Here is a 26,048-nt window from a genome sequence, read left to right on the forward strand (position 1 = left end):
TTAGGTAAGGGACTAATCTTTATATATAGTAAGGGAAATGTTTAGGCAGTGAACAGTAGTTTCTAAGATAGAATACATATTTTTGTAAAAAGTGGGCATCAATTTTGCATAGAACAATGTAATTAGGTGCTAAAGTTTTAAGCTTTAATTCGGTAAATCAGGATAAAAAGCATAGATAAATATATGATATTCATGCATGTTTTAGCAGCCAAAGTAGCTTAAATGGTATAATTAAAGGCTTTTTGACTGAGAACTTTCCAGTTAAAAATTTCTCTAAACCAGTCGGAATTATTAAATTCGGAAACTCAATGAAATTATTAGGTTAGCCATAGACTAGTGCTTGCCAAAATTTAAATTATTTATGGAAGAGACAACAAAAGGTAGTAGCATTTGGAAAGCGGTGACGGGTTTTTTAGCTATTATAGTGGGGATTCTTGCCTATTTGTTGTTTGATGCTAACAATTTTAAGAAGAATCAGGACGTAATTATACATCAAAAAGCAAAAGAATTATCTGCAACAAGTATTCGATTAGATTCTATAGGTATTCAGTTAGATGCCAAAATTGCTCAAATAAAATCACTAGGAGGGAAGGTTGAAGATTTGGAAGCTACAAAAAAGCAATTAGAAAATGATAGAATGCTATTACGGAAAGCAAATAATGTATCGGTTGCCCACTTTGAAAGTAAGATTAAGGATTATGTAAGTTTATTAGCCAAGAAGGACACTGAAATCGGTAAATTCAAAAAGGAAAATAGCAAACTAGCAGAAAAGAATAGGAGTCTATCTGGTGAAAATGCCTTGTTATTTACAGAGAACATTACTTTGAGAATAGAAAAGCAAGGACTGAGTGATTCGCTAGAAGCTTATACCAAAAGAAACCAAGCCCTTACGGCAAAAGTAAGTTTGGCATCAGCCCTACAGACTCAATCGGTAAAAGTGATTGCTATTTCAAGAAAAAATAAAGAAAGAGATAGCGGTGTTTATAGAGTATCGAAGGTTGATAAAATCAAGATAGTGTTTCAATTACAACCTAATCTGATTGCTAAACAAGATGTGAAATCTATATATGTAAGAGTGTTAGACCCTGATGGAGCCGTTTTATACGACAGTAATGCAGGTTCTGGAAATTTTGAGTTGGCAGGCAAACAAACCAGTTATACAGTTAAGAAAGATATTTTGTATCAGAATAATGGGCAAGGAGTAGAGCTTGTGTATGCCCGAGGCGGTATGGCTAAATACCGAGTTGGGCATTATACGACAGAAGTATATTGTGAAGGATATAAGATAGGAGGAGGAAGTTTTGAAATTAAATAAAGTAGCCAATAAAATATCGTATTAATATGGATAGCCCTTTCATCGCAAAGGGCTTTTTTATGGAAAAATCTTTAAAAACATACCAATTTAAAAGTGGAGAAACCATTGCTTCTATTGGGGCTAGTGGAGGTGTGTGGGAAATCTACTTTGCCTCACAAGTGGATAATTTAACGTTTTATCTACAGGATATTGATGCAGATTTATGCAATGAGGAGGAAATAAACGAAGGAATTCTGTTCTATGAAAAAATGATGAAAAAGCCAATTAAGGGGAAATTTATCCCTGTCATTGGCACAGAACATTCAAGCTTGCTCCCTAAAAATAGCTTCGACAAAGTATTAATTATTAATAGTCTTCACGAATTTTCGTTTCCTACTGAAATGATTAAAGATAGTTATGAAGTATTAAAAGAAGAAGGATTGCTTTTTATTGAGGAGCAATTAGCCACCTATTTAGGTGAAATACACGAAGGCTGTTTAAAACTATTGTTTTTAGAAAGTGCGTTAATTGAATTGGTAGAAAAGTACGATTTTGTACTTCGAGAAACTGTTCATAAAGGGAATAATGTGAAGATTTTTTGTTTTAGGAAAAGAAAAAACTCAATACGAATGAAAACCATTACAAATTTTCTCACTGTTCTTAGAGAGCAACATAATTGTATTATACCATGAAATTTACCGTTTAATAAGTTTTTTGTAATTAGAGAATGTGATGTTTTTGGTTTCTTTTTGGAATGGGTAAATTGGAGATATTGTAATGATATAAAATTTGCATATTAGAGTGTTAGGCACAATATAATGAAACACATACTTTTACTTTGGGTAATATTATTACTCAACGCTTGTAGACAACAAAGTGACCAAATATCCACGAGTAAAAACAAACATATTCTGTCTATTGATAGTATATATAAATCTGATAGTTCACTTATAACCGAATTAAATCAAACCTCCACAAATGAGCCAAAGTTCATTATTACACGTGATATAATTCTTGACACAACTTTTATATATGACAAACTCCATTTATTGACAATTGAAATTATTTTGCCAAAAACAAAAGGCAAACAATTATTTTCTGCCGACAAACTTTTAAATACGATAATCACCGATAAGAAAAATCAATTTGTAATTAGTGTAGATAAAATGCTGAAAGATGAACCACTACTTAAAACAGCAATAGGCAGTGAGTTTATAGTTAGCCCAGTAGAGCTTTATAAGGACAAACATGTATTAAGTTATTTATTATATATTGAAGTTTATCGAGCGGGTGCACCGCATCCAAAATCGGACTACTTTTCTTTTAATTATGATATTAAGAGAAAAAAACAAATCAAATTTTATGACTATTTTATATTTCAATCTAAAAATGAAAGTGACTCGCTACTAAAACTGATTAATTCAACTTTTAAAGACGAGTATATAAAAGCAGATGAATTTTATGACTTTGACTTTAATTTTAACGAAAAGACAATAAATTTCAATTTTGACGACTATGAAATAGCCAGTTATGCCTATGGTATGCAACGAGCTACCATAGATAAGACTAAGCTTTTTAAATATATAAAAGCCGAATTTAGGCAATAAATATTTATCCCCCATAAATAATACATAACCAAATACTAATCTATAAGCACAGCAAAAAATCAAATAAAACACACTATGAGAGAATATAAAATAGCTAAAGGGTGGGCAATTTTTATGTATGTAAGTGCTACATTACTAATTGTATTGTTTTCTTGGGCTTTAATGATGTCTTTTATCCCGTCAATGAATGAAGATATGAATTCCACTGCTTATTGGTTTATTATCTCAATTTCATTAATAATGATTGCCTTGATGATAGTAGGTATAATAGAAACAAAGAAAAGTAAGTTAGTGATTGATAAGGAACAAGTTTTTATTGTTAGTACATTTTCAAATAGAGAGTTGATGTTTGATGAAATTATGGGATATAGAATTACTGATAAATACATCATTATAGAATCAAATAATGAGCATAAAAAGCAACTCAAAGTCAGTAAATATTTTGAAAATACGAATGAAATTGTAGTATGGTTATCAAAAAACTACTCAGACCTTAATGTTGTTGAATCTAAGCAAGAAAAGGAAGAAATATTAAATAATGAAGAGTTTGGATGGACTATAGAACAGAGAGAAGAGCAGTTGATAAAAGCTCATAAGACTGCAAAATACCTAAATTGGATAGGAGGAATAATTGGAGCTTGGACTATTTTTTTAGCCAATCCTTATGAATATGCAATGACTGCTTCAATTATTTTTCCAGTTATTTGTGTATGTATAATAAGATATTTTAAAGGCTTAATTAGAACTGATGACAAGAAAGATAGTGCTTATCCAACAGCTTTTTTGGCAATATTTGCTCCGAGTATGGGTCTTTGTATAAGGGCCTTGCTTGATTATAATATTTTTGACTATTCAAATGTCTGGATACCAACTATCCTAATAGCTTTAGCTTACATCGCAATTCTAACAATTGGAAATAAGGAATTTAAGTTTAACAAAGTAAAAGACTATTTGAGACTTTTGGGGTTTTCAATTTTTCTATTCGGCTATTCTTATGGGGCAGTAATTGCTTTGAATTGCATATATGACCAATCGGTACCCGAAAACTTTAATGCAACTGTCTTGAGTAAAAGAATTAATTCAGGGAAAGCAACAACTTATCACTTAGAACTGACATCTTGGGGATACCAAAAGGAAATTAATGAAGTAACGGTTCCTGAAGAATTATACAATCAACTTGGCAAAAATGACAACGTAAATATTTATTTTATGAAAGGTCGATTTGATATTCCTTGGTTTATAGTATCAGAATAAATAGGGATAGATATTTTTCCTTTAAACTTATCTCTACAAGAAACCTAATAATAAGTAAATACCAAAAAGCTCCAACAGAGTCGAAAAAATCAATTTCCGACTCCGTTGGAGTTTTTTCAATATAAAAAAGCTCTTTACTTTTTACCCATCGCACTAATCCAAGCAGCTATTTTCTTAACATCGCCTTTTGGTAAGTGAGCCATCGGTGGCATTGGTGTTGCAAACTCTGGCCAGTTTGAAGGCTTTGGTTCATAAATCAATGCTTCGATTTGAGCAGCCGAATATTTTCTTTTTGAGATTTCTTGATATGAAGGCCCAACAGCACGCTCATTCACTTTATGGCAAGCCAAACAAGTACTTTTGCTCAATAATTTCATCGCCTCTGCATCTGAAATTACGCTTGATGTCATTTTTGCTTTAGCTTTTTCGCCAGCAGCCGTTGGCATTGCTTCTTTCATTTGGTTGTCTGGCGTATTTACTTTAGCCCCCATATCGATTCGCTCGCGTTGTTCACGTGTTTTTGGTGTTACCAACGTAATATTAGCTTTTGCACCTTGAGGAATGCTGTTCAATGTATAGTATGCCGACCCGTGTAATAAATTCAAATGTGAAGTTGCTGAAAGTACGCCTTCTGGCTTAATGTCATGAATATAACCTTCACGTAAATTATCCACTACTATTCTTACTTTCAAACCATCTTCACTTGCTTTTGCTCCTCTTACAGCATTATCTTTTCTGTCAACAATTGGGCTACCATACACAGGGTGGTATTTGTATGTATAGCTAGATACATCATAATTGTTTACATTTTCAGCCGTTTTCTTGTCAACTGGCAAAGTGAATTCAATCTCGAAACCGTCTGGCATCGCTCTCACAGCTTTCATTTCGAAAGGCATTTTTCCAGAGAATACTAATCTTTCTAAACCGAAAGCTTCTTTCCCTGTAGAACCCCAACCACGGTTTGTTCCACCTACGAACATGGCCTTATCTGTTCCCCAAGCCATTCTTAATACACCTGAACGGAAACCACTTCTGAAATCAAATGAAGCACCTTGGAATTTACCATTTACTTTTTCTAAGAATACACGTGCAATTTTAGACATCCCTTCGTCACCCACAAAAACTTGACCTGCAAATGGTCCAAATCCTCCTTGTGTGTCATCTTGAATAATTTCTGATGTAGAAACTCCCAATACACCGTGTGGTAACCAAACTGCTGGCGACTTAATGCCCATGTTTGGATAAGTAGTTTTGCCCATTTCGTAAATCGTAGTCATCGGCTCATTCTTCACATATTCAGGTTTAACTTTCGGATTATCCCTTGGGTCAACCTTAGCATAAATCATTTCAGCACGCATTTTTACCGGTGATTCTGGACGAGCAGCCCAAGCCAATGAAGCTGGGTGACCCATAAAGTCTCCTTCTTCAACTTGTGAGATAAAACCAGAACCCATCCAGTCTCCTTGGTTATCTCCGTAGAAGAATTGACCGTCAATCATCCCTATTCCGCAAGGAGAACGCATACCCGCTGCATAAGGAGTCATTTTACCATCTTCAGTAATTTTCATTGTCCAGCCTCTCCAAGGTACAAACGATTTCCCTGCCCACCAGTCAGAATTTCCAAAACCAACGTTTCCAGTTACATAAAATGCTCCGTCTGGGCCAATTTTAGGGCCAAAAGAGTATTCATGATAATGTCCAGAGATTGGCCATGAGTAAACAGTTTCATAACGGTCTGCTTTACCATCTCCGTTTTTATCAACTAGTTTTGTCAATTCGCCTCTTTGTGCGCAATAAAGATTTCCGTTTTTGTAAGCAAGCCCTAGAATCTCATGCAAACCACTGGCAAACTTGCGAAACACTGGCGAGCTTGAATTTGGGTTTTCGATAATATATACATCTCCACGACGAGTAGAGGCTGCTAAATCACCGTTTGGTAAAGTAACCAAACCACCTACTTCTAAGACGATTCCTTCTGGAATAGGAAGTTTGGCAATTTTATAATAATCATTTTCAGTTGGACCATCCTGCGCGAAAGCTCCAGTAGTCATTGCCAAAGCTAAACCTATTTTGGTAAGGGAATGGCTGAACGACTGTGTTATATTTTTGATATTCATTTGATTTTTCAGATTTAAAACCTCATAAGGTTGAGGGATTTTACCACATTACAGAATATTGTACTTTGTCTTTTACTGGTACTAACAATATTGTATCATTCCCAGATTTTTCGATAGTAGCATTTGATGCTTTGATGTAATAGCTTTTGCCATTTACCTCATACGTATCATCCGTTAATTTTGTGATACTTTTTCCTACAGCCAAACGACACATTAAAGCATTGTTTGCCTCTGGATTTTTAAGCGTTAGCGAACGCGTAAGGTATTTCCCGTCGATTACTCTGATTTGGTCTTCTACTTCTGTACTATAGATTTGATAACGGAAAGTAGGTAGATTGTCAGCATCTAAATCATAACCCAACGTACGGAAACCTGCATTTGTGCCCAGTGCATCACTTGCTTTTGAATCTCCAGAAACGATAAGAGGAATATCACCTAAACTCAAGATTGGTCCTCTTGGGCGTGACGAACCATCACCACGGTCATCCCACATGGGCGAAGTATTTAAGAAATCACCTTTCCAGATTTGTGCGATAGCACCATTATCTAAATCGTACGTATAATGCAATTTGGCAGGGTTACCTACATTGATGGCATGAACGATACGTTTAGCATTAGGAGTATTTCTGTTGATGTCTGAGAAAGAGCGCAACAAAGTAGGTTCTGCAGCATCTAATAAGATAGGGTCTGATGGAGTACCCGCTAACACTGACCCTAAAGAATGAAAAGGAACAGCACGGAAATTTGGCCCTTGTACTTCCATTCCTAGAATCGGAGAAACCCAACCATCTGTTTTATAAACTGTAATTTCAACAGGGACATTACCAGCAGGTAAATCCATTGATGCACTACGTTTATCACGAGAAGTCGTCCATGCGTCGTCAAGCAACTCTTTCCCGTTTACATTTACATAATATTTACCACCAGCTTGGAATGTAAATTGGTGTTTTCCAGCCTCAGGAACTTTTAAAGTAGCATTGAAAATCTGAGCAAAATCGTTGGTTTTAGTACCTACTTCCCAAGTAAGCTTGTCTAGTGTACCTGTAACATCTGGTTTTTTACTCAAGAAATCTTTAGGCTCTCTGAAATTTCCATAAAATACTTTATATGAAATATTTGAAAGCTCTGCTGGCTTTCCGCCAAAATTAGAAACTTTTAAATTACGGAAAGCTACTGGACCGTGGTCTCCTTGAATCATGAATGGACCAGTTGGCGCTTCAGTTTCAGAAATTGGACCGCCAGTTGGGCCTGTCAGTTCTACATTTTCTTGGATAGCAATGCCATTAAGTTTAATTGAAATTACTTTAGCATTAGCAATTTTTTTCCCAGCAGCATCAAAACGAGGAGCTTGGAAAGAAATATCGATATGTTGCCAAAGTCCAGGGGCAAGGCAAGCATTTAAGCGAGGAGCGTGTCCATCATAAAGCACTTCTTTGCCATTTTCATAGCGACGACGCTTATAGATACCTCCACAGTCGCCTGTTGATGGGTTTTTCACTCCCCAGCTATCTAATAATTGCACTTCGTATCTTCCCATCAAGTAGAACCCTGAGTTAGAATGTACAGCCATCATAAAATCGAATGATACATCTACGTCTGCAAATTCTGCTACTGATTGTAAATTAGAACGATTTTGTGCATTTGGTAAATTAGCGAGTACGCCTTTCCCCGGCGCCAATACCATTGTTTCAGGTTTTAATATGTCTGCTGTGACATCTCCAGCAATTTGCCAGTTCGTTTTGTCAGATGATTTCCAATAAGACATATCGTCTAAGGAAACACTTTGCTGAGCAGTTGCAAGCATCGGAAAACACAATGCTGAAACAAGCCAAGCTTTCTTCATAATTTGTAAATTGGACATTTTTTTAGGATAATGTTTGTAAAAAAGAGGCTAAATATAGCACGCAAAAACTATAGTTTTATCCTTTATTAAATAGATTTTGTTTCTGCTTATACTCATTGCTTACGATTTGCTTAACTTTGTTTTAACGACTTTAATCGAAATTTTATGGAAAATAAACCATTTTTTGCTGCCAATACTTCTGTAATGGGGCAGGTTACTTTTGGCAAAGATGTTTCAGTGTGGTACGGTGCTGTCATTAGGGCAGATGTAGAAGCAATTTATATCGGAGACCGCTCAAATATTCAAGATACTGCGGTGTTGCATGCTGACTTAGGCGACCCAACGATTATTGGAAACGATGTGACAATAGGACACGGAGCTATCGTTCACGGGGCAACAATTGGCGATTTTTCCCTCATAGGGATGCGAGCTACCGTATTAAATAAAGCTAAGATTGGTAAATATTGTATCATTGGGGCAAATGCATTGGTACCAGAGGGAATGGAAATACCAGATTATTCTTTAGTAGTGGGTATTCCTGCAAAAGTAGTTAAACAAATTTCTCCTGAACAAGCACAAAAACTACCTTTAAGTGCGTTGCATTATGTAGAAATGGCAAAGAGGCATCAGGCTGGAGAGTTTCCTTTGATAGGATAGTTATTAGATTTGAGATTTAAGCAGTGAGCTGTTACCCAGTGACTGGTTGTATAATTCTTGTCCAACTGTTTTAGTTGTTCAAGTTTGTCTTTTATGTTATTGATTTGTTCGTTCATGATATAATAAATGCTGTGCTTGACTAGTCTTAAGAAAGACTAGTAAGTTATAAAAAAATGGCTAATGCTTTTTACAACACTAGCCATTTTGCCTCTTTAAAAAGGGTCTATATTTTACTTCTTAAATACCCCACCAAAATTTCAAGACCTTTTTCAAAATGAGTATTGTTTGGAATAACAATATCAGATGTTTTACGATAGGGCTTTACATATTTTTTGAAAGCTGGCTCAACATGATTATCCCAACGGTACATTACTTCCTCTTTTTCGCCATATCCTCTTTCAGCCGCATCACGTCTGATTCTTCTATCTAGCCTGATTTTACTTTTTGCGTCCACAAAGATTTTTAAATCTAGCAAATCGGCAATTTCTTTGAAGTAAAAAACAAATAAGCCCTCCACTACGATGATTGGCTTTGGATGAAAAGTGATTATTTCAGGAATGATGTCAGGATTATTAAAGGTGTATTCTTTCCGTTGGAAAGCCTGACCAGAACGAATTGTTTCCACATCAAGCGCATATTGATGTAAATCTAATGATTCGGGTTCATCAAAATTGATATAGCCATGTTTATCGATAACTTGCTCGTGTCTGTTTTTGTAATAATTATCTTGTGAAATCAAGCAAATTTCATCTTTTGAAAAAGAATGAAGTAATTGATTGAGAAATAATGTTTTACCCGAAGCGCTGCCTCCGGTGATGCCTACGATAAATGGTCGTTGGTCTGGTCTCATAAAATGATTAAAGTCGTTGAAAAATTTTAGCAAAGGTCGGAAAGATTGTTACAACTTGTATTTTAATTCTGACTCTTTTCTTTTTCAATCTTAAAAAGGAGGTCTTTTCCCTGTAATAATTTTACCATCAAGGATGGCCCATACCTGATTTTTGTAAGTATCGCCCAGAGGAATATTGAGGTCTTTGTCTAAATAAATCTGATTTCCTTCTATAAATTCTATTTTACTCAAGGAAATAATATAAGAACGATGTACACGTGCAAAACTTTCAGAAGGCAAAGATTCTTCAAGGTCTTTAACGTTCAATAGGGTTACAAACTTTCCTTTTTCTGTATGAATCGTAACATAATTTCCCAAGCCTTCAATAAAAAGTATTTCCGAAAGATTTATTCTTTGGATTCGGTTGTCAGTTTTTACAAAAATAAAATTGTCTGGATTAAGTGAGTTGCTTGTGTTTTCCTGAGGCTGACTGCCCGACGACTGTGGAATCTGAACTTTTTGTAAAGCCTGTAAAAAACGTTCAAAGGAGATGGGTTTTATCAGATAATCAATAGCATTATTGTCAAAACCTTCGATGGCGTATTGTCTGTAAGCAGTAGTAAGAATAAACTTGCATTTGCCTTTTACAAGTTTTATAAAACTAATTCCTGAAAGCTCAGGCATTTGAATATCAATAAAAACTAAATCTATTTTCTGAGTATTGACAATATCAAGCGCTTCTAGTGGGTCAATACTCGTTGCCACAAGATTTAAAGAAGGAATGTTTTTGATATAACTTGTTAGAATATCAATTGCAGCTTGCTCATCATCAATTATTAAACAATTTATACTCATAGTGGTGCTCATTCAAGGGTGTAAAAATTCATCTTTGAAGTTAATAAAGGATGAATTCCGTTGGATGGTTATTCAATTTTTGGATAATTATTTTAAGTTTTCACAGCGCATAAGACAATGTGAAAACATTCTGTGAAAATTATTTCTACTATATATTATTGAGTTTTTTTACAAAGTATTATGTTGGTTTTTTTAAAGCTATTTAAGCCACTTTATACGTTTTTCAACGCAAAATTACAGATTGTAATCTAGATTGTAGTGTTTGATAATGAGTATAAAAAACTGTTAAATGCTGATAATTGAGTTTACCCTTGAAAAGAAGTAGTTCGTCATTTTTTAAGAGGAGTTGGTGTAAATAATTTTTACAATCAAACGATAAGAATAAAATTTGAACTTATAAGTTCTATGCGTAAACGTCATTCTAGTAGATGGTCTGCCTATTATATTCACCTAGTTTTCATCTAATCAATGAAATGAAAGGCTCGTCTCTATGATGTGCCTTTTGTGTTTTATAGGGTACTGAATATCTTGGTTACATCTTAATAAAAAGGTTTACTTGATAAAAATGAGGGTCGTCGATGATAGCTAATTGATGACATCCAGCATAGCCTAATTGAAGTCTTTTTTTAGTGTTTTCAAGTCCTATTTTTCCTGATTGAATTTCTATTGGTCCTTGACGTTTATAATTATGAATCATAAACTGCAATTCATCTTTTTCAATATTTACTGTAATTTTTAGAGGCTTCAGTGGGTTATTCAACTCTCCATGCTTAAATGCATTTTCAACGAAGGTAATCAGAATTAAAGGCATGATTTGTTTGTCCGAAATATCGCCAAGGATGGTTAAAATTATTTGTAACCTATTATCATAACGTAGTTGTTGAATCTCGATATAGTTTTGAATATGCTTTAGTTCAGACGCTAAAGGCACTTTTTCTACTTGATAATTATCATGGAGGGTGTAGCTCATCATCTCAGAAAGCAAGGTTATAGCCCTTGAAAGATTACTGGAATGGGTCTTTGCTTGGAAATAGAAAAAGTTTAGCGTATTGAATAGAAATTCTGGATTTATTTGATTCTTGATACTCGAAAGTTCTGACCTCACGATAATTTTTTCGAGTTCACTTGTTTGTTTGGCTATTTCTTGCTGTTTTTTTTCTTGAATAATTGTTTTTTCAGCATACCAATATACAAATGCCGTAGGAATCATAATCATTAAATACCAAGACCTCACCATCACATTAATGCTCCAAAAGGGAGTTGCCTGAATGTTTGCTTCAGTGATAGGCATTAATGTTTTGTCAATCCATACACCTAGGTTTGCAATTGAAAAAATGGATAAAAAAATGATGATACTTAGCAGTATAGGCTTTTTCTTGTCTAACAAAAAAGGGAAAATCACCTTTAACGATAGGTAAAAAGTTGCCATTTTAAGCAGAATATTATAAAGGATAATTCCGAAACTAACTAAGTTAATTTTTGTATCGAAATTTGAATAATGAATAATGCTATGAAACAAAAAATCTAATATCCAATAGTAGTAGTGGTACTTTATTTTAATGGAATTCATAAACTTAATTTCAGGAAGATTTTATGAATATTTTCAGAATGTTCAAATTTGACGACATGATTATTAAAATACACAATGTAAAGTTTCCTTCGTATTTCTATCAAATCATCATATACTTCACTTTCCTTTATTCCTTTTTTCCTTAAATAGATGATGGTTAAAAATAAATCATTTTCCTGTGTTTCTATTAGCACTTTTATGGGCTGTTCTGCACTACTTAAATCACCATTTTTTAGAGCATTTTCTATAAATGGACTTAGTGTTAATGGATGAATGCGCCTATAATTAATATTTCCAATGATGTCTATCTGTAGCTGAAGGTTTTCGCCAAACTGCATTTGTTGAATGGCAAAATAGTTTTGTATATATTTTACTTCTTGTTCTAAGGGTACTTTGCCTTCAGCATCGTTTTCTTTGATGGTATAGCGCATCATTTCAGATAACAACATCACCGAATCCGAGAGCCTTCTTGACACTGGTAGTGCCTGAGCATACAGAAAATTCAAAGAATTATAAAAAAAATGAGGATTGATTTGATTCTTAAGTGATGAAAGCTCAGCTTCTAAAATAGATTTTTCAAGGATACTTTTTTGTAATTCAGCTTTGCTTTGTTCTCTTACATTCTGAACGAAATTAGTAGCAAACCAATAAGCTAAGGCAAAATGTATTGATAAGTAAACGTTATTTAAACCAACTGTACAGGATTTATAAAAACTAAATGTGTTATTAGTGATGAAGTGACTATAAAGATAAACAAAAAATGCATTCCCCAAAGAAGATAATGTAGCTAACGTAATTAATAAAAAAAACAGTATCCTATATCTTTTTGTTGGTAGGGTAAAGGGAAGAATACGGTGAATCAGTAAGTAAAAGCAAATAATTATTTCTGAGACTGAGATAACAACATTTTGAATCATGTTGTGTGACTGAGCAAATTTTTGAGGGATGGTAATAAATCCAGATAAAAAAAAGTAGAAAGCATAAGCTATCCAAAAAATAATATGGCTACTTGTTTTTCTCATTCAATTACTCTCCTTTTCATTTCAAATTTACCTAGGAATAGGCTTTGATTGGGCTATTTTTGCATGAACTGGTATATTGTAATGCTGAATCAGCTTTATGTCAGTTTGAAAATGGTATTTCAAAAAATCTTTTTAGGGTATATTATTCATTAAACTGATAGTTTTGATGAATAGATAACCTGTCATAGAAAGTAGCTTAATTACAAAAAAGGGAGGGATTTGCAGACAACTATTTTATAATGAACTCACCTTTTTTAATTTCACATCTCCCAATTCCGAACTTCTCATGTATCTTTGTCGTTCAGTTTTATTAGAAGTGTTTACATGATTTAACAAAGGATTTTCAAAAGTTAAATGGATTGATTTTTTGAAAAATCGTAACCTTTAACACATAAGAATGGGCGATTTAAAAATAAAAAAAGAAGACATCATTAGGGCGTTATCAACGGTACAAGAACCAGATTTAAAGAAAGATTTGGTTACGCTCAATATGATTAAAGACATTGAATTAGGTATTGGTGAAGTTCGTTTTACAGTAGTATTAACAACTCCTGCCTGCCCATTAAAGGAAAGAATTCGTAGAGAATGCGTTGAGGCTATCCATGAGCATGTAGATGAAAATCTAAGTGTAGTAATTGATATGACAGCCGATGTCACTTCTTCAAGAATGGGAACAGCATTGTTGCCTAATGTCAAAAATATTATTGCGATTGCTTCTGGAAAAGGAGGAGTGGGAAAATCTACAGTAACAGCCAACTTGGCGATGGCGCTTAAACTTTCAGGAGCTAAAGTTGGTATTATTGATGCTGATATTTCAGGGCCTTCTATTCCCGTAATGTTTGGTGCAGAAGATATGCAACCGTTGGTGAGTCAGATTAATGGTAAAAACATGATTCAGCCAATTATGCAATATGGCATCAAAATGATTTCGATGGGCTTTTTGGCTCCTCAGGATAATCCAGTACCTTGGCGTGGACCAATGGCTACGCAAGCATTGCGTCAGTTTTTTAGTGATACATATTGGGGCGAGTTAGATTATTTATTAATTGACCTTCCTCCGGGAACTTCTGATATTCACCTTTCATTGGTGCAACTTGTACCAGTAACCGGTGCGGTAATCGTAACAACGCCACAAAAGGTAGCCTTGGCTGATGCTACTAAAGGACTGATGTTTTTCCGTCAGCCACAAATTAATGTGCCAGTATTGGGCGTTATAGAAAATATGGCTTATTTTACTCCAGAAGAATTACCAGATAATAAATATTATATTTTCGGAAAAGACGGCGGTAAGAACCTAGCTATTAAATACGAAACAGCATTATTAGGAGAAATTCCTTTAGTACAAAGTATTAGAGAAGCAGGCGATGCAGGTAAACCAGCTGTGATGAATGACAGCATTATTGCCACTGCTTTTAAGCAATCAGCAGAATTGTTGGCTCAGCAAGTGGCTATCAGAAATGCAACAAAAGAAAAGACTACTCCAGTACAAGTAAAAGTGTAGTTTTTCTTGTATATTTGAGATAATTATTACCATTAAAACGCAAATGAAGTATTCTTAATTTGTGTGATATATTTTATGGAAACAACAGTCGAATCTCCTTTACAGGAAAAAATAGAAAAAGCCTTAGATAAAATCCGTCCGTATCTCGAAGCAGATGGAGGAAATGTACGTGTCCTTGAAATTGTTGATGGTCATACGCTTCGTCTTGAATTAATAGGTGCCTGTAGTTCTTGTTCGATGTCTGCCATGACATTTCGCGGAGGAATTGAAGAAACAATTTTGCGTGAAGTACCCGAAATTACTAAGGTGGAAGCCATAAATATGTGATTCAATATAAATTCTCGATAAATCAAAAACCCTTGTAGCATGTAATGCTACAAGGGTTTTTTCTTACCTTTGCTTGTAGTAGAAGCTATCGCAATTCAGTTATCAACTTTTAGTTTTTAGAAGAAACCGTTTGATTAAACTACTATATCGTTTTCATCCATATCAACATCAAAAATTAATTCCCTTTATGAAAATAGGCATCTTCTTTGGCGGTCCTGCCCGTGAGCGTGAAATCAGTTTTGCTGGAGGTAAAACCGCAATGGAAAATATTGATAAAACTCTTTTTGAACCAATTCCTGTATTTGTGGATGGTTTGGGGAATTTTATTTTACTAAATCCTGATTTAGTCTATTCTGCTTCGATTCGGGATTTCTATCCACCAAAATCATATCAAGGAGATTACAGTATTTATGTTGAATCTTTAGGGCAATTATCGGATGAAGAATTGAACGAAATAATTTCAAAAGTTGGCGAGCGAATTAGTCCAGAACAGTTTTCAAAGAAATTTGATTTTGTTTTTATCGCCATGCATGGGCCTGCTTGTGAAGACGGAAGTATCCAAGGATTATTAGAGTGGTATGGTGTTCCATATTCAGGACCAAGTTTGATGGGTTCATCAATAGGAATTGATAAAATTGCACAGAATGATTTAATTCGCTTATCTGTCGGACTAGATAAAAAAACGACAAGTATCAGCCGTGAATATTTTGACAGCAAAGATGCTATAGCATTGTTTGAAGAAGTAAAAGAATCAGTAGGTTTACCATTTGTAGTTAAAGCTCCACATCAAGGTTCATCAATCGGAGTAGCTTTTGTGAAAAAAGATTCAGTGGATGACTTTGTAAAAGCCGTTAAACAATGTTTGTTTATCAGAGAAGTGTCTTTAGAGGAATGGAATAGTGTGGAACATACTGCATTCGTGCAGACGATGGCGAATTTAGATGAAGGAATCGGATTGCCCGTTTCGATGAATGGGGAAGTTGTATATCACCCTGCTGAGCTCTTAGAAAAAATTACTTCACATTTTGAAAACTCACAGGAAAATGTAGCCCTGATTTCGATGAATTCCGAGGATGCCGTTTTGATTGAAGGTTTTGTAAAAGGGCAGGAGTTTAGCTGTGGCGTAATTCAAAATCCAGACTGTGAGTCTGTAGCTTTACCACCGACTGAAATCGTAGCCAATGTGGAGGTATTTGACTTTAAAGCCAAATATCAATCGTCAGCTACTCGTAAAAAAATACCGATAACAACTTCTTTAGAGAATAACCAGCAAGTACAAGCTGATGTGAAAAAGGCTTTTGATTCATTAAAGTTTGGTGTTTGTACGCGTATCGATGGTTTTGTTACGCCTGAAGGGAAAGTTATTTTGCACGACCCAAACACTATTCCAGGGATGTCGCCTACGTCTATTATCTTTAAGCAAATGGCCGAAATCGGGTTGAACGTAACTGATTCTATTACGTATTTTATTCGCCAGTCAATTCGCGAAAGAATGCGTACAGGGAAAAATACATTTAAGTTTCAGCAATTGTTAACAAAGCTCGATACTGCGATAGCTAAGCGCCTTGAAGAGATGGAGGATAGACAAAAAGTAGCGATTATTTTCGGTGGATTCTCTGCAGAAGAGCAAGAGGAAAGTTTTGTAAAAGCCAGAAAAGTATATGCTACCTTGTCGGCTTCAACAGAATATTATCCAGTACCAGTTTTTGTGACAGGAGAAAACCACCTTAGCGAAGAACTATACTTGTTACCAACCAATTTGATGTTTAAAGAATTTGCTGAAGATATTAATAAAGCGTTAGATGGCTCAATTCACCCATTGATTGTAGACACTAGAAAAAGTGCCGAAAAAATCACATTGCATTATACTGGAAAACTAGTAGGAACAGTGGAAGCAATTAGTAGAGAGCAATTGCATGAAATAGTTGATTTGACATCTATTTGTACAACCGATATTGCAATTGATTTACCTGTTTATTTGTAAAATACCTAGAAATAAAAGTTAGAGTTTGTTACTCTAACTTTTATTTTATGAGTTACTTTACCTCCTTGTAAAGCTAACTCCATATGGTAATAAATAACTGGTTTCTGTTTCAATAAATAATTTGCCACCTTTCGTACGATTTCTACCATAATCAACTTTCTGATTATCAAAAAGTAACTCCATGAAATCTAAAAATTCGTGTGAAACACGCTCTAATAATTTCCGACCCACTTCATTTACACCAAAAGTTCCTTCTAACAGATAAGGTAAAATAAATAGTTTGCTTTCAACAGGTTTTCCAGCTACCATTCTAGGAGCCCAATACCCACTTGTCTATTTTATATGATTGACTAAAGCATCTTTTACTCTTTCTGGGCAAGCTCCTTTGACAAAAACGGTATCAATAGTTCCTTGTGCTGTTACTTTAAATGAGAAAACAGAAATAGTACAAGTAGTATCAGAATTGAAGGTTGGTATTCGTAGTTTATCCCAAATATTCTTTCTGTCCTTCATTTGTAATTTTGGAGGAGTATCATTACTAGATGAGCTTTGTCCCAAGATTATATTAAAGCTTATTAACAAAAAGAAAATCAATAAACTTCCTTTATGGGCAATGTGTTCCTGGTGCATTGTTGGCATTATTTAGGTTTTTATGTTTAAGATATATAGGTAATTTATTTTTACAAAGTTGGTGTAAGGAATGTTTTTATGCTATTAGAAAGAAAATAATCTAAAAATAATCATTGTATTCTGATAAAATTCAAGGAAAATACTATGAAAAATACAAAATATATTAATTTTGTACCTTCGTTTGAACAATCTTTGAGTTAATGGGTAGATTCCTATTGCTCAGAATCCCAAAATCATGTCTTCCAAAAAAATACAATCAGCTCTTATTTCGGTTTATTACAAAGACGGACTCGCTCCGATTGTCGAATTACTTCATCAAAATGGAGTAAAATTATACTCGACAGGTGGTACGCAAACTTTTATTGAAGAATTAGGTATTCCTGTGACAGCAGTAGAAGACCTAACAAGTTATCCTTCTATTTTTGGAGGAAGAGTAAAAACCCTTCACCCAAAAGTTTTCGGTGGTATTCTTTACCGTCGTGACCATGAAGGTGACGTAGCTACAGCGGCACAATACGAAATTCCTTCAATCGATTTAGTGATTGTTGATTTATACCCTTTTGAAGAAACAGTTGCAAGTGGTGCATCTGAAGATGATATTATCGAAAAGATTGATATCGGTGGTATTTCACTAATTCGTGGTGCTGCTAAAAACTTCAATGATGTATTGATTGTTTCGTCTCGCACTCAATACGCAGAAGTACTTTCGATTTTACAAGCCAAAAACTGTAGTACAGATTTGTTAGATCGTAAACGTTTTGCAATGTTGGCTTTCGGTACATCTTCTCATTATGATACTGCCATTCATGCTTATTTTAATGGTAATACTAATGATATTTATGATTTCAAATCTTTACCACAAAGTACGCTTCGTTATGGCGAAAACCCACACCAATCAGCTACGTTTTATGGTGATATAGATGCCTTGTTTGATAAATTGCATGGTAAAGAATTATCATACAATAACCTTGTCGACGTAGATGCTTGTATTACTTTGTTAGATGAATTCAAAGAGACATCCTTTGTCATCATCAAACATACGAATGCTTGTGGTGTAGCTTCTGCTGAAACGGTTCATCAGGCATATTTGAATGCTTTTTCTTGTGATACTATCTCTGCATTTGGTGGAGTATTGGCTACCAACGGAACTGTTGATAAAGCATCTGCTGAAGAAATGAATTCATTGTTCTTCGAGATTTTGATTGCTCCAGATTTTACTGAAGAAGCTTTGACAATATTGAAGTCTAAGAAAAACCGTATTTTGTTAAAACGTAAACCTGTACAAAATTCAACAATGATGTTCAAAACATTATTGAATGGGGTATTGGAACAAGATAAAGATTTAGCTACTGAAACCGTTGCTGATTTCAAAACAGTAACGACAAAAGCACCTACAGATTCAGAATTACGTGCGTTGGAATTTGCTTTGAAAATCTGTAAGCATACTAAATCTAATACCATTATTTTAGCTAAAGAAGGTCAACTTTTGGCTTCGGGTGTTGGTCAAACATCAAGAGTAGATGCTTTAAAACAAGCCATTGATAAAGCTGCTGAGTTTGGTTTTGACTTACAAGGTTCAGTAATGGCTTCTGATGCATTCTTCCCGTTCCCAGACTGTGTTGAGATTGCTCATAAAGCAGGTATTACTGCGGTAGTTCAGCCAGGTGGGTCGATTAAAGACAAAGATTCAATAGCTTATTGCGATGCTAACGACTTGGCAATGGTGATGACAGGTGTTAGACACTTTAAGCACTAAAAACCAGCTCTTTAATATAATTTTTATAAGACCTCGCTCATCTTTTGGGCGAGGTTTTTTACATTATTTTGCTTTATAAAATCTATACTAAAATTTCATTTCATCAATTCTGTAAAAAAGCCTGTTTTTTAGCCCAAATTCTATGCAAAAATCAACAAACGTTAGATGATTTGATAGGTTTTTTGTATTTTTACTTTTTAATTGGAAATAAAGCAAATTGGGTAGATTAAACACCACATTACAAAAAGCTTCAAAAAATATAAATGAAAATGGAAGTGAGGTTTTGTCGTTTAGTATATAAAATATTGAAGACATTCAAAATCAACCTTCCAAAATCAAATAAAATATGTCAGAATATCAGGAACTAGAAGAAAATAGTAGAGCTAATTATGATGCCGATAACATTCAGGTGCTTGAAGGCCTTGAGGCAGTAAGAAAACGTCCATCCATGTACATTGGTGACACTGGATTTAAAGGTCTCCACCACTTAATTTGGGAAGTTGTTGATAACTCGATAGATGAAGCCTTAGCAGGTCATTGCGATTCGATTAAAGTAACCATCAACACTGATAATTCTATCACTGTTGAAGATAATGGTCGTGGTATTCCTACAGGAATGCACACTAAAGAAAAAAAATCTGCTTTAGAGGTTGTAATGACGGTTCTTCACGCAGGTGGTAAATTTGATAAAGACACTTATAAAGTATCTGGTGGTTTACACGGTGTTGGGGTTTCATGTGTGAATGCTCTTTCAACAGACTTAAAAGTAACCGTAAATCGTGACGGAAAAATCTTCCAACAAGAATATAAAATTGGTGTTCCGCAATACCCTGTAAAAGAAGTAGGTGAAACAGACCGTACAGGTACAACCGTTACATTCAAGCCTGATGCTACTATATTCACAGTAACTGAATATAAATACGAAACAGTAGCAGGTCGTTTGCGTGAATTGTCGTTCTTGAATGCAGGTATTCAAATTAGTTTAACTGACCTTCGTGATTTAGATGAAAATGGTACTCCTAAAAGCGATTTATTCTTCTCAGAAGGTGGTTTAAGTGAATTTGTATTGTATTTGGATGCAAGCCGTGATAAAATCATTGAAGCACCTATCTACATGGAAGGAGACAAAAATGGTGTTCCTGTGCAAGTAGCGATGATGTACAATACTTCATATACTGAAAACGTAGTGTCGTATGTAAACAACATCAATACCATTGAAGGGGGTACTCACGTGGCAGGTTTCCGTGGTGCTTTAACACGTACGTTGAAAAACTATGCTGACAAATCGGGTGCTTTAGATAAACTAAAAATTGATATTGTTGGTGATGACTTCCGTGAGGGTTTAACTGCTGTTATCTCTGTAAAAGTAGCAGAACCTCAGTTTGAAGGACAAACCAAAACCAAATTAGGGAATGGTGAGGTATCAGGAGCAGTTTCGGCGGCTATGTCTGATATGTTAGAGTCGTGGTTAGAAGAACATCCTAAAGAGGCTCGCCAGATTGTGGCTAAAGTTGTATTGGCAGCTCAGGCTCGTCATGCGGCTCGTAAGGCTCGCGAGATGGTTCAGCGTAAAACTGTATTGGGTGGTAACTCTTTGCCAGGTAAACTAGCTGACTGTTCTGACAATGACCCACACATTTGTGAATTGTATTTAGTAGAAGGGGACTCAGCAGGGGGTACAGCTAAACAAGGTCGTAACCGTGCATTTCAAGCTATTTTACCATTGAGAGGTAAAATCTTGAACGTAGAAAAAGCCCAAGAATATAAGATTTACGAAAGTGAAGAAATCAAGAATATGATTACTGCATTGGGTGTAAGTTTCGGTAAAGATGGCGACGAAAGAGCATTGAATACTGAAAAGTTACGTTACCACAAAGTAATCATCATGACGGATGCCGATGTCGATGGTTCTCACATCAGAACCTTGATTTTGACTTTCTTCTTCCGTTATATGAAAGATTTACTTGATAAAGGTTATATTTATATTGCACAGCCACCATTGTACCAAGTGAAGAAAGGACAGCAAATGGAATATTGCTGGACAGAAACACAACGTGAGCAAGCTATCAAACGCATTGCTGGTAATGGTAAAGAAGATTCAGTAGGAGTACAACGTTACAAAGGTCTTGGAGAGATGAACGCTGAACAATTGTGGGAAACTACGATGAATCCAGATACACGTACTTTGAAACAAGTAACGATAGAATCAGCAGTAGAAGCCGATCATTTATTCTCAATGTTGATGGGTGACGAAGTACCACCACGTAGAGAGTTTATTGAGAAAAATGCAAAATATGCGAAGATTGATGTGTAGTTAATTTTTGCTAGAAAATATAAAACCGAGATTCTCTTCTTAAGGAATCTCGGTTTTTGTTTTATAATAGGAAATTCAATTTAAAACATTCCCAACTGCTCATTACTCCCCAATTTCCCTGTATAATAGTCATTTACATCTTTATATTCATCTGGAAGATTCTTGCGAGTACAAGAGATATTAAAATGCGTAAAAATCTTTTCTAGTTCCTCTGCTGCCTTATGGCCCGCTTTGTCGTTATCTAAATAAAAAACCACATTGACTCGATTAAATAATTTTGCCCATTCTTTTTTGAAGATATTGGCTGTTCCTAAACTCACAGCCGTTTTCCCTTCCTGAACTAAACGCATACAGTCGAAAGCCCCTTCGGTAACATATACGGTTTCTCCAGTTCTAGTCTTCTTTAAAACATCGGCATTAAATAGTGTTAAAGGCTTGTTATTCAAGAAACAATAGCGATTGGTACCATCGATAGGTTTATTAATCACACGGCCTTGTAAATAAACAATTCGATCTTCGCGATAATAAGGAATGATTAATGAATGAGCGTAAAAAATGAGGTTGTTTTTGGTATTATATAGCCCTGATTCTTGTAAGTCGAGGGTTGCGAAATGTTGTTTTAAATACCAAGTTACTTCAGTATAATCTTTAATGACAAATACATTAAAGTCTTTAATGGTCTTATCTGTAAAGCCACGTTGCTTTAAATATGCAAGTGCTGATTGAGACAATTCATTTGATGGCTGTTGTAAACAAAAATTACGAAAGGCTTCATAAATCTGAGAATGTATTTCTTCAGTTGGCTTTTCTTTTTCTTGTACTCGTCTGATGGCGGCAACATCAAACAAATTGCTAGTAGGTAGTTTTTTCTTGGTGTATGTCGGATGCTTTTCAAAACCTGGGATATATTCTACTGCCATTTCCTGAATAGTAGATTTTATATCCATTTTCTTGATTTCTGAATACAAACTAATGCTGTTTCCAGTTTTGGCACAACCAAAACAATAAAAGCTATTGGTATGTGGATATAGCACCAACGATGGCGTATCATCTTCATGAAATGGGCAAATCATCCGCTGTCGCTTAACGTCAAGTCCCAAATCTTCTGCAATTTGTAGGATAGATACTTGGTTGAGCTCGTCTAAAATGTTCATCAGGAGAGGATATGATATATGTTTTACAACAAAAAACCCGTAAGAATAAGTTCTAACGGGTTGTTGTTGAGATATTTATCAATGACGATTAGTTATTACTAAATCTCATTTTCAAGTCATTAAGTCTTGCTTTTACAGAAGTATCAATCTGACGATCGTTTACTTGAAGGATATATCCACCAATTAAATCTTCTTCAATTTTCTCAATGATTTCTACTTTCTTTCCAGTGGTATTGGCAACAACCTGCTGGAATTCAGCTTTTTGTGCTTCTGTCAGTGGAGTAGCTGTAGTAACATAAGCCTTCTGAATACCTTTGTATAATTCATATTGAACAAGGTAATCTTCAGCAATTAGTTTTAATACTGACTCACGATTTTTTTGAGTAATAATTTCAAAAATAGACATCGTAGAATCGTCTACCTTACCTTTGAAAAGTTTTCTAAGTATCGTCAATTTATGATAGTGAGATACGATAGGGTTTTTCAACAGTAAGTAAAACTGATGGTTTTCGTCGCAGACTTGGTTGAAGAGTTTCATGTCTTCATATACCTGAGCTTCAACGTTTTTTTCTATCGCCAAATCAAGCAAAGATTTGGCATATCTGAATGCAACGGTTTGCTGGGACATTTTAATTTTGGATTTTTGATGTTGAATTTAGATAATAAGTATCCTCATTCTTTATTCAAATCGTAATATCAACTAATCGATATTAGTTTAATTTAGCATCAGCTAACAAAGTATTTACCAAAGCTTCTTGAGCAGCACGGTCAGCTAACTGAGTACGCAATACTTTTTCTGCGATTTCAAGTGATAAAGTAGCAGCTTCTTTTCTTAATGAAGCCACAGCACTTACTTTTTCTTGGTTGAAGGCAGCACGAGCTTTCTCGATTTCTTCTGCACCAACTTTCTGAGCTTCAGCTCTAGCTTGTACAATCATTGCTTCGCTAGCGTCTTTAGCTTCTTTTAAAACTCTGTCACGTTCAGCACGTGCTTCTGCGATTAGTTTTTCATTACCAGCTTTCAATTCCGCCATTTCTTGACGAGTTTTTGCTGCTAAAGAAAGAGCATCTTCAATTGATTGTTCTCTTTCTTGTAAAGATGCCATGATTGGTTTCCAAGCAAATTTTGATAACAAGAAAAACAAAAGACCAAAAATTACTAATTGCCAAACTATTAGACCAAGACCAGGGGTAATTAAATCCATCGTTGTCTGTGATTTTGTATGTGAAAATTTCTATGAATGCTTTCTAAAAACGTAAACTAACTTTCTGACTTAGAGAATGTATAGTGCACATTTGATATTTTTTTAAGATGAAAATCAGCAATAGCCTAATGCTTTACTTGCTGATTTTCAAATTTTGCTTTTGAATAGGATTCAATTACCAAAAAACTAATTTTTTCAGATATGAACACTAATCAGTTGGTTTTGAATTACTTCAACGTTACCAACAAACAGATTACCGCTGCGAAAAGAGCTACGGCTTCAACGAATGCTGCAACGATCAACATAGCACCTTGGATTTTTCCAGAAGCTTCAGGTTGACGAGCGATAGCTTCCATTGCAGAACCACCGATACGACCAATACCTAAACCAGCACCGATAGCTGCAACACCAGCACCTAAACCAGCAAGACCTAAACCTAAAGAAACTTCTCCTAAGATTGACAAAAGTGACATAATTGTAATTGTTTATTTGTTAAATTAATTTGAAAAACGTTTTGAATAAATATTAATGATGGTGCTCTTCAACGGCTGAACCAATGTAAGTTGATGTCAACATGGTGAAGATATATGCTTGCAACAAAGCTACCAATAATTCGATAAGGTTCATGAAAATAGAGAAACCAACGATGATTGGACTAATTGCGATACTTTCAAAGATAAAAATTAATGAAATTAAGCTCAATAAAATGATGTGTCCTGCACTGATGTTAGCAAAAAGACGAACCATTAAAGAGAACGGTTTCATGAACAAACCGATAACTTCTACGGGTGTTAATAAAATTAATAACCATTTCGGTACGCCTGGCATCGCAAATATGTGTCCCCAATAAGTACTTTTTCCGTTAAGGTTAGTTACAAAAAAGGCAATTAATGCTAATACTAACGTTACTGCGATGTTACCTGTTAAGTTTGCACCACCTGGTAATAATCCTAAAAGGTTGTTAATCCAGATGAAGAAAAACAATGTTAATAAGTATGGCGTAAAGCGTCTGTAATGTTTTTCGCCAATGTTATTTTTTGCAATTTCGTCACGAACAAAAATGATGATTGGTTCTAATAACGACTGCAATCCTTTCGGTGCTTTTCCTTCACGTTCTTTGTATCCTTTTGCTACTGAGAAGAAAATAGTCAATAACAGCACAGCACTTAATAACAAAGAAGCTACGTTTTTAGTGATTGAAAAATCATAAACCGCAGAACCATCTTCAGCAACAATATGGTGATGTTCTAATTTAAGTCCTTCATAAGAAACAGCTTCATGGTGTTCGTTTTTGAACTTACTTGAAGAGAATACTTTCAAGCCATCTTTTGTAAAAACGATACATGGCAATGGAAGTGAAACGTGCGAATGTCCAATAGTAGCAAAGTGCCATTCGTGTTCGTCACCGATGTGCTCAAGGATAAGTTTACCTGGCTCGAATTTCGCTTCGCCATGGCTTTCTTCATGCTTGCCTTCTACGGCTTCTGTGCTAGTTTCAGTAGTAGGCGTAGCTGTTGTATCAGCACTATGCTCATGCTGAGCAAAAGTTACTGAAGAGAACAAAAATAAAAAAGCTAAAATATTTGAAAAATACACTTTCTTCATCACGGCTTCTTGGAAGTATATGGTTGTTTTTTGAATATTCTTAATAATAATCTTTACTCTTGGTTGGTGATAATCAATGCTTTATAAATAAAACTAATTGATTCACCTCTAAAAGTGTCGCAAGTTACGATACAATCCGTAAATTTCAAACCCTGTGTAACATAAATAGAGTACAAAAAAATTGGTAATAAAGATATAGATGTCCTTTGTACCCATATAAGCAATTACCCCAACGAAAATCAGGCTTAGAATTAACCTTGCTACAATACCACCTAAATAGAATTGTACAAAGTGCTCGCGATTGTTAGCAAACCCCATTTGTGCCAACAGATGATTCAGGTAAGAAACCGCAAAAAAGAAAGCCAATATTATCCATTTATAAGAATGAAGATATTGGGAAAGTCCTATTTGTGGTGAAAAATAAAATACCAAACCCAAGACAATCGTTAGGATAATGATTCTAAGCATAATCAATAATTTTTGCAAAGGTAGGCAAAGACTAACTTTCAGAAAAGGAGAATCAT

General features: G+C 34.9%; 24 protein-coding genes. 10 read left to right on the top strand and 14 right to left on the bottom strand.

Going from position 1 to position 26,048, the window contains the following annotated elements:
- The first annotated feature begins 361 nt into the window (after window positions 1–361).
- The 4 genes from J2Y60_RS00615 (at window position 362) to J2Y60_RS00630 (ending at window position 4,155) form a co-directional block, all read left to right on the top strand.
- Entirely contained in the window at window positions 362–1,315 is a 954-nt protein-coding gene (locus tag J2Y60_RS00615; protein ID WP_309912784.1) for a hypothetical protein, read from the top strand.
- A 59-nt stretch (window positions 1,316–1,374) separates the two neighbouring features.
- Window positions 1,375–1,986 carry a methyltransferase domain-containing protein gene (locus J2Y60_RS00620; protein ID WP_309912782.1) on the top strand — a complete coding sequence of 204 codons (612 nt, stop codon included), beginning with the start codon at window positions 1,375–1,377 and terminating at the stop codon, window positions 1,984–1,986.
- A gap of 126 nt (window positions 1,987–2,112) precedes the next feature.
- Window positions 2,113–2,901 (top strand): DUF3298 domain-containing protein, encoded by a 789-nt coding sequence (locus J2Y60_RS00625; RefSeq protein WP_309912780.1) that lies wholly within the window; start codon window positions 2,113–2,115, stop codon window positions 2,899–2,901.
- A 75-nt stretch (window positions 2,902–2,976) separates the two neighbouring features.
- Window positions 2,977–4,155 (top strand): hypothetical protein, encoded by a 1,179-nt coding sequence (locus J2Y60_RS00630; protein ID WP_309912777.1) that lies wholly within the window; start codon window positions 2,977–2,979, stop codon window positions 4,153–4,155.
- A 134-nt stretch (window positions 4,156–4,289) separates the two neighbouring features.
- Here the strand turns inward: J2Y60_RS00630 and J2Y60_RS00635 are convergent, their stop codons facing one another.
- Both J2Y60_RS00635 and J2Y60_RS00640 read right to left on the bottom strand, forming a co-directional pair.
- On the bottom strand, window positions 4,290–6,272 hold the full coding sequence (locus J2Y60_RS00635; protein ID WP_309912775.1) for a c-type cytochrome: 1,983 nt from the start codon (window positions 6,270–6,272) through the stop codon (window positions 4,290–4,292).
- Between the two features lie 40 nt (window positions 6,273–6,312).
- Window positions 6,313–8,133, bottom strand: coding sequence for a family 16 glycoside hydrolase (locus tag J2Y60_RS00640; protein WP_309912773.1), 1,821 nt, complete (start codon window positions 8,131–8,133; stop codon window positions 6,313–6,315).
- 147 nt (window positions 8,134–8,280) lie between these two features.
- Here J2Y60_RS00640 and J2Y60_RS00645 point away from each other — a divergent pair, with 147 nt between their 5' ends.
- Window positions 8,281–8,772 (top strand): gamma carbonic anhydrase family protein, encoded by a 492-nt coding sequence (locus tag J2Y60_RS00645; RefSeq protein WP_309912771.1) that lies wholly within the window; start codon window positions 8,281–8,283, stop codon window positions 8,770–8,772.
- 223 nt (window positions 8,773–8,995) lie between these two features.
- On the opposite strand, the gene J2Y60_RS00650 is transcribed toward J2Y60_RS00645, so the two are convergent.
- The 4 genes from J2Y60_RS00650 to J2Y60_RS00665 form a co-directional block, all read right to left on the bottom strand.
- Window positions 8,996–9,622, bottom strand: a complete 627-nt coding sequence (locus J2Y60_RS00650; RefSeq protein WP_309912769.1) for a uridine kinase — start codon at window positions 9,620–9,622, stop codon at window positions 8,996–8,998.
- Window positions 9,623–9,712: 90 nt separating this feature from the next.
- Window positions 9,713–10,456 carry a LytTR family DNA-binding domain-containing protein gene (locus tag J2Y60_RS00655; RefSeq protein ID WP_309912767.1) on the bottom strand — a complete coding sequence of 248 codons (744 nt, stop codon included), beginning with the start codon at window positions 10,454–10,456 and terminating at the stop codon, window positions 9,713–9,715.
- Window positions 10,457–10,988: 532 nt separating this feature from the next.
- On the bottom strand, window positions 10,989–11,885 hold the full coding sequence (locus J2Y60_RS00660; protein WP_309912765.1) for a histidine kinase: 897 nt from the start codon (window positions 11,883–11,885) through the stop codon (window positions 10,989–10,991).
- Window positions 11,886–12,022: 137 nt separating this feature from the next.
- Window positions 12,023–12,943, bottom strand: a complete 921-nt coding sequence (locus tag J2Y60_RS00665) for a histidine kinase (protein ID WP_309994514.1) — start codon at window positions 12,941–12,943, stop codon at window positions 12,023–12,025.
- 502 nt (window positions 12,944–13,445) lie between these two features.
- On the opposite strand from J2Y60_RS00665, the gene J2Y60_RS00670 reads away from it, so the two are divergent.
- The 3 genes from J2Y60_RS00670 (at window position 13,446) to J2Y60_RS00680 (ending at window position 16,860) form a co-directional block, all read left to right on the top strand.
- On the top strand, window positions 13,446–14,549 hold the full coding sequence (locus tag J2Y60_RS00670; RefSeq protein WP_309912761.1) for an Mrp/NBP35 family ATP-binding protein: 1,104 nt from the start codon (window positions 13,446–13,448) through the stop codon (window positions 14,547–14,549).
- 75 nt (window positions 14,550–14,624) lie between these two features.
- Window positions 14,625–14,876 (top strand): NifU family protein, encoded by a 252-nt coding sequence (locus J2Y60_RS00675; protein WP_309912759.1) that lies wholly within the window; start codon window positions 14,625–14,627, stop codon window positions 14,874–14,876.
- Between the two features lie 187 nt (window positions 14,877–15,063).
- Window positions 15,064–16,860: a D-alanine--D-alanine ligase gene (locus J2Y60_RS00680; protein WP_309912757.1), complete on the top strand. Its 1,797-nt coding sequence runs from the start codon at window positions 15,064–15,066 to the stop codon at window positions 16,858–16,860.
- A 57-nt stretch (window positions 16,861–16,917) separates the two neighbouring features.
- Here J2Y60_RS00680 and J2Y60_RS00685 read toward each other — a convergent pair whose 3' ends face one another.
- Both J2Y60_RS00685 and J2Y60_RS00690 read right to left on the bottom strand, forming a co-directional pair.
- Window positions 16,918–17,169, bottom strand: coding sequence for a hypothetical protein (locus J2Y60_RS00685; RefSeq protein ID WP_309912755.1), 252 nt, complete (start codon window positions 17,167–17,169; stop codon window positions 16,918–16,920).
- A gap of 24 nt (window positions 17,170–17,193) precedes the next feature.
- Window positions 17,194–17,499 (bottom strand): hypothetical protein, encoded by a 306-nt coding sequence (locus J2Y60_RS00690; protein ID WP_309912753.1) that lies wholly within the window; start codon window positions 17,497–17,499, stop codon window positions 17,194–17,196.
- Between the two features lie 226 nt (window positions 17,500–17,725).
- On the opposite strand from J2Y60_RS00690, the gene purH reads away from it, so the two are divergent.
- Window positions 17,726–19,246, top strand: a complete 1,521-nt coding sequence (purH, locus tag J2Y60_RS00695) for a bifunctional phosphoribosylaminoimidazolecarboxamide formyltransferase/IMP cyclohydrolase (protein ID WP_309912751.1) — start codon at window positions 17,726–17,728, stop codon at window positions 19,244–19,246.
- A 346-nt stretch (window positions 19,247–19,592) separates the two neighbouring features.
- On the top strand, window positions 19,593–21,560 hold the full coding sequence (gene gyrB / locus J2Y60_RS00700; protein WP_309912749.1) for a DNA topoisomerase (ATP-hydrolyzing) subunit B: 1,968 nt from the start codon (window positions 19,593–19,595) through the stop codon (window positions 21,558–21,560).
- An 80-nt stretch (window positions 21,561–21,640) separates the two neighbouring features.
- Here the strand turns inward: gyrB and J2Y60_RS00705 are convergent, their stop codons facing one another.
- The 6 genes from J2Y60_RS00705 to J2Y60_RS00730 all read right to left on the bottom strand — a co-directional run bounded on the left by J2Y60_RS00705 (window position 21,641) and on the right by J2Y60_RS00730 (window position 25,992).
- A complete protein-coding gene (locus J2Y60_RS00705) occupies window positions 21,641–22,714 on the bottom strand; it encodes a CHC2 zinc finger domain-containing protein (RefSeq protein ID WP_309912747.1) in 1,074 nt (357 codons plus the stop codon).
- 88 nt (window positions 22,715–22,802) lie between these two features.
- Window positions 22,803–23,342, bottom strand: a complete 540-nt coding sequence (gene atpH, locus J2Y60_RS00710) for an ATP synthase F1 subunit delta (RefSeq protein ID WP_309912746.1) — start codon at window positions 23,340–23,342, stop codon at window positions 22,803–22,805.
- Window positions 23,343–23,424: 82 nt separating this feature from the next.
- A complete protein-coding gene (atpF, locus tag J2Y60_RS00715; RefSeq protein ID WP_309912744.1) occupies window positions 23,425–23,919 on the bottom strand; it encodes a F0F1 ATP synthase subunit B in 495 nt (164 codons plus the stop codon).
- A gap of 227 nt (window positions 23,920–24,146) precedes the next feature.
- Window positions 24,147–24,392: an ATP synthase F0 subunit C gene (atpE, locus tag J2Y60_RS00720; protein ID WP_184129022.1), complete on the bottom strand. Its 246-nt coding sequence runs from the start codon at window positions 24,390–24,392 to the stop codon at window positions 24,147–24,149.
- 52 nt (window positions 24,393–24,444) lie between these two features.
- Complete coding sequence (gene atpB / locus J2Y60_RS00725; protein ID WP_309958939.1) at window positions 24,445–25,524, bottom strand: F0F1 ATP synthase subunit A; 1,080 nt, start codon at window positions 25,522–25,524, stop codon at window positions 24,445–24,447.
- Between the two features lie 108 nt (window positions 25,525–25,632).
- Window positions 25,633–25,992: a hypothetical protein gene (locus J2Y60_RS00730; RefSeq protein WP_309912740.1), complete on the bottom strand. Its 360-nt coding sequence runs from the start codon at window positions 25,990–25,992 to the stop codon at window positions 25,633–25,635.
- Between the last annotated feature and the right edge of the window lie 56 nt (window positions 25,993–26,048).

The sequence above is a fragment of the Arcicella sp. BE140 genome (assembly GCF_031456255.1).
GTDB classification, from domain to species: Bacteria; Bacteroidota; Bacteroidia; order Cytophagales; family Spirosomataceae; genus Arcicella; species Arcicella aquatica.

Excerpts from the sequence above, each read along its gene's own strand:
- J2Y60_RS00615 (WP_309912784.1), top strand. The coding sequence starts at position 362 with ATGGAAGAGACAACAAAAGGTAGTAGCATTTGGAAAGCGGTGACGGGT.
- J2Y60_RS00620 (WP_309912782.1), top strand. The coding sequence starts at position 1,375 with ATGGAAAAATCTTTAAAAACATACCAATTTAAAAGTGGAGAAACCATT.
- J2Y60_RS00625 (WP_309912780.1), top strand. The coding sequence starts at position 2,113 with ATGAAACACATACTTTTACTTTGGGTAATATTATTACTCAACGCTTGT.
- J2Y60_RS00630 (WP_309912777.1), top strand. The coding sequence starts at position 2,977 with ATGAGAGAATATAAAATAGCTAAAGGGTGGGCAATTTTTATGTATGTA.
- J2Y60_RS00635 (WP_309912775.1), bottom strand. The coding sequence starts at position 6,272 with ATGAATATCAAAAATATAACACAGTCGTTCAGCCATTCCCTTACCAAA.
- J2Y60_RS00640 (WP_309912773.1), bottom strand. The coding sequence starts at position 8,133 with ATGTCCAATTTACAAATTATGAAGAAAGCTTGGCTTGTTTCAGCATTG.
- J2Y60_RS00645 (WP_309912771.1), top strand. The coding sequence starts at position 8,281 with ATGGAAAATAAACCATTTTTTGCTGCCAATACTTCTGTAATGGGGCAG.
- J2Y60_RS00650 (WP_309912769.1), bottom strand. The coding sequence starts at position 9,622 with ATGAGACCAGACCAACGACCATTTATCGTAGGCATCACCGGAGGCAGC.
- J2Y60_RS00655 (WP_309912767.1), bottom strand. The coding sequence starts at position 10,456 with ATGAGTATAAATTGTTTAATAATTGATGATGAGCAAGCTGCAATTGAT.
- J2Y60_RS00660 (WP_309912765.1), bottom strand. The coding sequence starts at position 11,885 with ATGGCAACTTTTTACCTATCGTTAAAGGTGATTTTCCCTTTTTTGTTA.
- J2Y60_RS00665 (WP_309994514.1), bottom strand. The coding sequence starts at position 12,943 with ATGATTCAAAATGTTGTTATCTCAGTCTCAGAAATAATTATTTGCTTT.
- J2Y60_RS00670 (WP_309912761.1), top strand. The coding sequence starts at position 13,446 with ATGGGCGATTTAAAAATAAAAAAAGAAGACATCATTAGGGCGTTATCA.
- J2Y60_RS00675 (WP_309912759.1), top strand. The coding sequence starts at position 14,625 with ATGGAAACAACAGTCGAATCTCCTTTACAGGAAAAAATAGAAAAAGCC.
- J2Y60_RS00680 (WP_309912757.1), top strand. The coding sequence starts at position 15,064 with ATGAAAATAGGCATCTTCTTTGGCGGTCCTGCCCGTGAGCGTGAAATC.
- J2Y60_RS00685 (WP_309912755.1), bottom strand. The coding sequence starts at position 17,169 with ATGGTAGCTGGAAAACCTGTTGAAAGCAAACTATTTATTTTACCTTAT.
- J2Y60_RS00690 (WP_309912753.1), bottom strand. The coding sequence starts at position 17,499 with ATGCCAACAATGCACCAGGAACACATTGCCCATAAAGGAAGTTTATTG.
- purH (WP_309912751.1), top strand. The coding sequence starts at position 17,726 with ATGTCTTCCAAAAAAATACAATCAGCTCTTATTTCGGTTTATTACAAA.
- gyrB (WP_309912749.1), top strand. The coding sequence starts at position 19,593 with ATGTCAGAATATCAGGAACTAGAAGAAAATAGTAGAGCTAATTATGAT.
- J2Y60_RS00705 (WP_309912747.1), bottom strand. The coding sequence starts at position 22,714 with ATGAACATTTTAGACGAGCTCAACCAAGTATCTATCCTACAAATTGCA.
- atpH (WP_309912746.1), bottom strand. The coding sequence starts at position 23,342 with ATGTCCCAGCAAACCGTTGCATTCAGATATGCCAAATCTTTGCTTGAT.
- atpF (WP_309912744.1), bottom strand. The coding sequence starts at position 23,919 with ATGGATTTAATTACCCCTGGTCTTGGTCTAATAGTTTGGCAATTAGTA.
- atpE (WP_184129022.1), bottom strand. The coding sequence starts at position 24,392 with ATGTCACTTTTGTCAATCTTAGGAGAAGTTTCTTTAGGTTTAGGTCTT.
- atpB (WP_309958939.1), bottom strand. The coding sequence starts at position 25,524 with ATGAAGAAAGTGTATTTTTCAAATATTTTAGCTTTTTTATTTTTGTTC.
- J2Y60_RS00730 (WP_309912740.1), bottom strand. The coding sequence starts at position 25,992 with ATGCTTAGAATCATTATCCTAACGATTGTCTTGGGTTTGGTATTTTAT.